A 4,367-nucleotide genomic window follows, 5' to 3' on the forward strand; every position below is an offset into this window, starting at 1 on the left:
GCCGGCAACGGGGGCTGCAGGCTGGGCAGCAGCACCGGCGTGACACCGGCCGCCACGGCCAGCGCGCGGATGTACTTCTCACCGGCCACCGCAAAGCGATGGTGGCCCATTGGCGTGCTGTCGGTGGGCAGGCCAACCCAGGGGGGCGCGACCATGCGGCATGCTCCGATGACCTGCTGCCACGGTAGCGCCGTGCCCGGGCGCGGTGCAACACGCCCGCCCGGAGGCGTGCGCCCTCACATACCGGCGGCGATACCTGCGACAGACTGCGCGCTGTCACCGCGGATCGTTGCTGGCATGCTGTCACCATGATTGACGTCCCCACCCTCCCCCGCCGGTGCACACCGTGAGCCGCGCCGGCCAGGACCACGTATCCAGCTGGTATGCCGACAGCCTGCCGGCGCAACCGCTGCGCCCGGCGCTGGCTGGCGACCACGCCACCGATGTGTGCGTGCTGGGCGCGGGTTATACCGGCCTGTCGGCGGCACTGTCGCTGGCCGAGCGCGGGTACCGGGTCAGCGTGCTGGAAGCGCACCGGGTGGGCTGGGGCGCGTCCGGGCGCAATGGCGGCCAGGCCATCGTTGGCTACGGGTGTGAAGTGGATACGCTGGAACAGCTGGTGGGCACCGAAGACGCCCGGCTGCTGTTCGACTATTCGCGCGACGGCATGGCCTTGCTGCGCCACCGGCTGCAGCACTACCAGATCGACTGCGACTGGCACGATGGTCACGCCAGCGTGCCGATCACGGCGCGCCAGGAGCGCGCGCTGCGTGGCGGGCTGCTCGACCTCGCCGAGCGCTACGACTACCCGCTGCAGTGGTGGGACCGCACCCAGCTGCAGGCGCAGCTGGACAGCCCCCGCTACACCGGGGCCATGTTCGATGCGGCCAGTGGCCACCTGCAGCCGCTGGCCTATGCCCAGGGCCTGGCGCGCGCGGCAGAACGCCTGGGGGTGGTCATCCACGAGCAATCGCCGGTCGTGCAGCTGGTGCGGGGGCCGCGTCCGCAACTGCGCACCTCCCACGGCAGCATCCGCGCAGACCACGTGGTGATCGCCGGCAACGCCTGGCTGCAGGGCATCGCCCCGGAGCTGGAAACGCGGATCATGCCGGTCGGCACCTACATCGGCGCCTCGCAGGTGCTGGGGGCCGAGCGCGCCCGGTCGCTGATCCGCAACGGCATGGCCGTGGCCGACGTCAGCTGGGCGCTGGACTACTTCCGGCTCAGCGCCGATCACCGCCTCTTGTTCGGCGGACGGGCCAGTTACTCCGCGCTGCCGCCCCCCGGGCTGCGCGGGGTGATGACCCGGCGCATGCACCAGGTGTTCCCGCAGTTGGCCGACGTGGGCATGGAACAGGTCTGGGGCGGCTACGTGGACATCACCCGCAACCGGGCGCCGCATTGGGGTCGGCTGACCCCGAACGTGTACTTCGCACAGGGCTTCTCCGGGCATGGCGTGGCCGCGACCGGGCTGGCCGGGGCGGTGCTGGCCGAGGCCATCGCCGGGCAGAACGAACGCCTGGATGTATTCGAGCGCATTCCCCACCGCCCTTTCCCCGGCGGCCGGCTGCTGCGCACGCCGCTGCTGGTGGCGGCGATGTCCTGGTACAAACTGCGGGATGCGTTGTGGTGAGCGATGGAGATATCACTCAGTAGAAATAGCGACGCCCATCACATTCAGGCATAGATAATGCGCAGCACTTCACGCGCCGCCGCGCCTGATTGGATTCCTATAATCACCCACGACGATTGCATGCGCAGGGATCAGCCGATACTGTCGCGCTGATGGGTTTCCATGTCGACGCGCGCTCGTATCGACACGAACAGCAGGAGGGACCAACGATTGGATTGGTGGAGAAATGGACTTCAACTCAACCTGCGTATCCGGCCGGCCGGGTTCGTCGTTGCCGTGGTGTACGCCTTCGCCTGCTGGGGCGCACGACAGATCTCGCTTGATCAGTTCTACCTGCCCGCCGGTGTCCGGGTTGCCGCGCTGCTGCTTTGCCCTCCCCGTCTCTGGCCGTATCTGATCCTGGGCGAATATGCGTACTTCGCCCAGATACGGTATCCGATGATCGACAAGTACGGGTTGGCCTGGGTGGTGATCGCCTCTGCATGCATGATGCCGGCGGTAGCGGTGGTGGTGCGCCTGCATCGCAGAATAATGGCGGCGCCCACGGAAGCGTGGCTTCTTTCGGTCGCCGCAACCGCGGCCCTGGTGGCCACGGTTCTGAAGCTGGGCCTGTCGCATCTGCTTTGGCCGGTACCGCCCAGCCTGCCCATACTCACCAGCGCGGCACGGTTCGCACTGGGCGATTACATCGGCATATTGACGCTCGCTCCGTTGGCCCTGCTCTGGACAAAGCGCGGCGTGCCTTACGACTGGCTGGCATGGCGCGCACCGCCCACGGTGATCGCGCTGTCTTCCCTGCTGGTGCTTGGCGTGCTGGCACGGCTGGCCGCCGGCGATGACATGACCAGGACCAGTCTGCAGCTGATGCTGGCCTTGCCCGTGGTTGCCTTGACCTGCATGCATGGCTGGCGTGGCGCCGCAGTCGGCGTGCCTGTGCTGAACCTGCTCATCAGCGCGACCACCCCAAGCACCGGCCTGCCCGGCTCGTTCGATGCGCCCACCTTCGCCACCCAGCAGGTCGTCGCGCTTGCTGGTACGGCGCTGCTCGCACTGGGCGCGCAGATCAGCCACTACTTCCACCAGTACGCACGCCGCGATCTGGATGGGCAGCGGGCCGTCACGCTGTCCAGAACGGCGCACATCGCCAGCGAAATGGACCTCCGCGAACGGGCGCTGGGCCTGAGACGGATTGCCGATGGCCTGGACGTGTCCATCCAGGAAACGGTCGAACTGTTGAAACGGCATGGCCACCACGAGCCTGCGGAGCGGCTGCTGCGTGCCTCGGCGGCACATTCGCGCCAGTTCCGTGAGCAGACCAGCATGGTGTACCCAACGGCGCTTGAGCAGGTGGGTCTTTATCTTGCCCTGCAGGTCAGCGGTGCGCGGGAAGCCTGGGATGCTACCGACAGGGTGTCACGCCCCCGGCTGGGGGGAGACCCCTGCAGGTTGAGCGTGGGGCTGCAGTTGGCCACCTACCGGACGCTGACCGACGCGGTGTCCATTCTCCTCAAGAACGAGTACGGGCAGATCCAGGTGCGCGCGCGATGCGGTCAGTTCCGGCAGCACCGCGGCATCCTGGTGACCGTGGGGCTGCTGGACCTCAATCGCTCCCTGTCCTCGGCCACCATGGCGCTGGTCACCGAACGTTTGACGGCGCGGGCGCTGGCGTACGGCGGAACCGTACGCTGCCACCGCAATCGGATCCGGATGCTGCTGGTGGAAGCACCCACCAGTACGGCCATGCCCCCGGCCCAGGCCCCGCTGGTGCTACGCGCCAACGCGGTCTGAGGCGCGCGCCAGGCGACGTCGAGGATCACCGCCGGGCGGATCTGCAGGTGGCCTGGGCCACCTGCAGACGTTTCCGGTTCCCTGCTGGCCCAGGCGGGACCCCATCAACCGCCGTTGGCGGGAACCTCGACGGACCAGATGGCGTCATTGCCCTCGCCGTACACCACCAGCGCGAACTCCGGCCGCCTGTAGACCTCGCGGCGGACGGCATTGCCAGGCACGACCAGGCGCTGAGATGGCAACGAGGTGCGCGCGGGGCTCTTACCAGCCGGCAAGGTGAAGAATTGATCGTCGATCTTGCCCACGATCACGCGCACCTGGCCCGCAAGATCATTTACCTGGTAATACGAGATTCCATCACGCTCAAAACCGTAGACCAGCCAGTTGGGATCCTGGCTCAGGTTCACGGCCAGCGGAAGGGATTCACCCATGCCGCTTTTGGCCAACGCAATACCGTTGCCATCGCTCGGACAGCAGGCGGCTGCCGCAACGAACGGCATCGAGAGCAGGCTCACGACCAATACCACACCACGAACGCGGGAAATTCGCACAAGCACCTCCAGAGTATAAGTAATGGAAACAGCGAGACGATTCTATCGTTGCCGCGGGCACATATTCCCTGACAATATTCCTAAAGCGAAATGACCCGGTTTGTCTCGCCGCGCCAGTGCGGGCATCAGGCCGCCCTGCAGTGCCATCAGGTCCGGGCCGCGCGGCAGGCGTATTCGCAGGCCCGGCCCGGCACCCAGGGTCCCACCAGGGCATCGGCGTATGCCGCCCCACTGTCGCCCGGCCCAACCGGCACCGCTGCACGGGCCGCCAACCCACCCTAAAGTTGCATGTGAAATCGCCGCTATATCTGCCGACCCACTCGAAATCGAGCGTACGCCACATGCCGGCTCTGTTGCAGGGCGCTTTCGACAGCGACCCCGGTGATGCCTTACCC

At 67.1% G+C, this 4,367-nt stretch carries 3 protein-coding genes and 1 pseudogene; 2 read left to right on the forward strand and 2 right to left on the reverse strand.

Features of this window, described 5'->3' with window-relative positions:
* Positions 1-155, reverse strand: a pseudogene (locus tag DBR34_RS22155) (gamma-glutamyl-gamma-aminobutyrate hydrolase family protein); the annotation flags it as partial.
* Positions 156-346: 191 nt separating this feature from the next.
* Between DBR34_RS22155 and DBR34_RS05150 the strand changes: the two are divergent.
* Together DBR34_RS05150 and DBR34_RS05155 are read left to right on the forward strand one after the other, a co-directional pair.
* Positions 347-1,633: an FAD-binding oxidoreductase gene (locus DBR34_RS05150; RefSeq protein WP_128095970.1), complete on the forward strand. Its 1,287-nt coding sequence runs from the start codon at positions 347-349 to the stop codon at positions 1,631-1,633.
* 162 nt (positions 1,634-1,795) lie between these two features.
* A complete protein-coding gene (locus tag DBR34_RS05155; RefSeq protein WP_128095971.1) occupies positions 1,796-3,421 on the forward strand; it encodes an MASE1 domain-containing protein in 1,626 nt (541 codons plus the stop codon).
* Between the two features lie 104 nt (positions 3,422-3,525).
* Here the strand turns inward: DBR34_RS05155 and DBR34_RS05160 are convergent, their stop codons facing one another.
* On the reverse strand, positions 3,526-3,936 hold the full coding sequence (locus DBR34_RS05160; RefSeq protein WP_258223676.1) for a hypothetical protein: 411 nt from the start codon (positions 3,934-3,936) through the stop codon (positions 3,526-3,528).
* Between the last annotated feature and the right edge of the window lie 431 nt (positions 3,937-4,367).

The sequence above is a fragment of the Stenotrophomonas sp. HMWF003 genome, assembly GCF_003061285.1.
In the GTDB taxonomy this organism is placed as follows: domain Bacteria; phylum Pseudomonadota; class Gammaproteobacteria; order Xanthomonadales; family Xanthomonadaceae; genus Stenotrophomonas; species Stenotrophomonas maltophilia_AP.

Bases quoted from the DNA above. Each gene is read 5' to 3' on its own strand.
- DBR34_RS05155 (WP_128095971.1), top strand. From the start codon at position 1,796: ATGTCGACGCGCGCTCGTATCGACACGAACAGCAGGAGGGACCAACGA.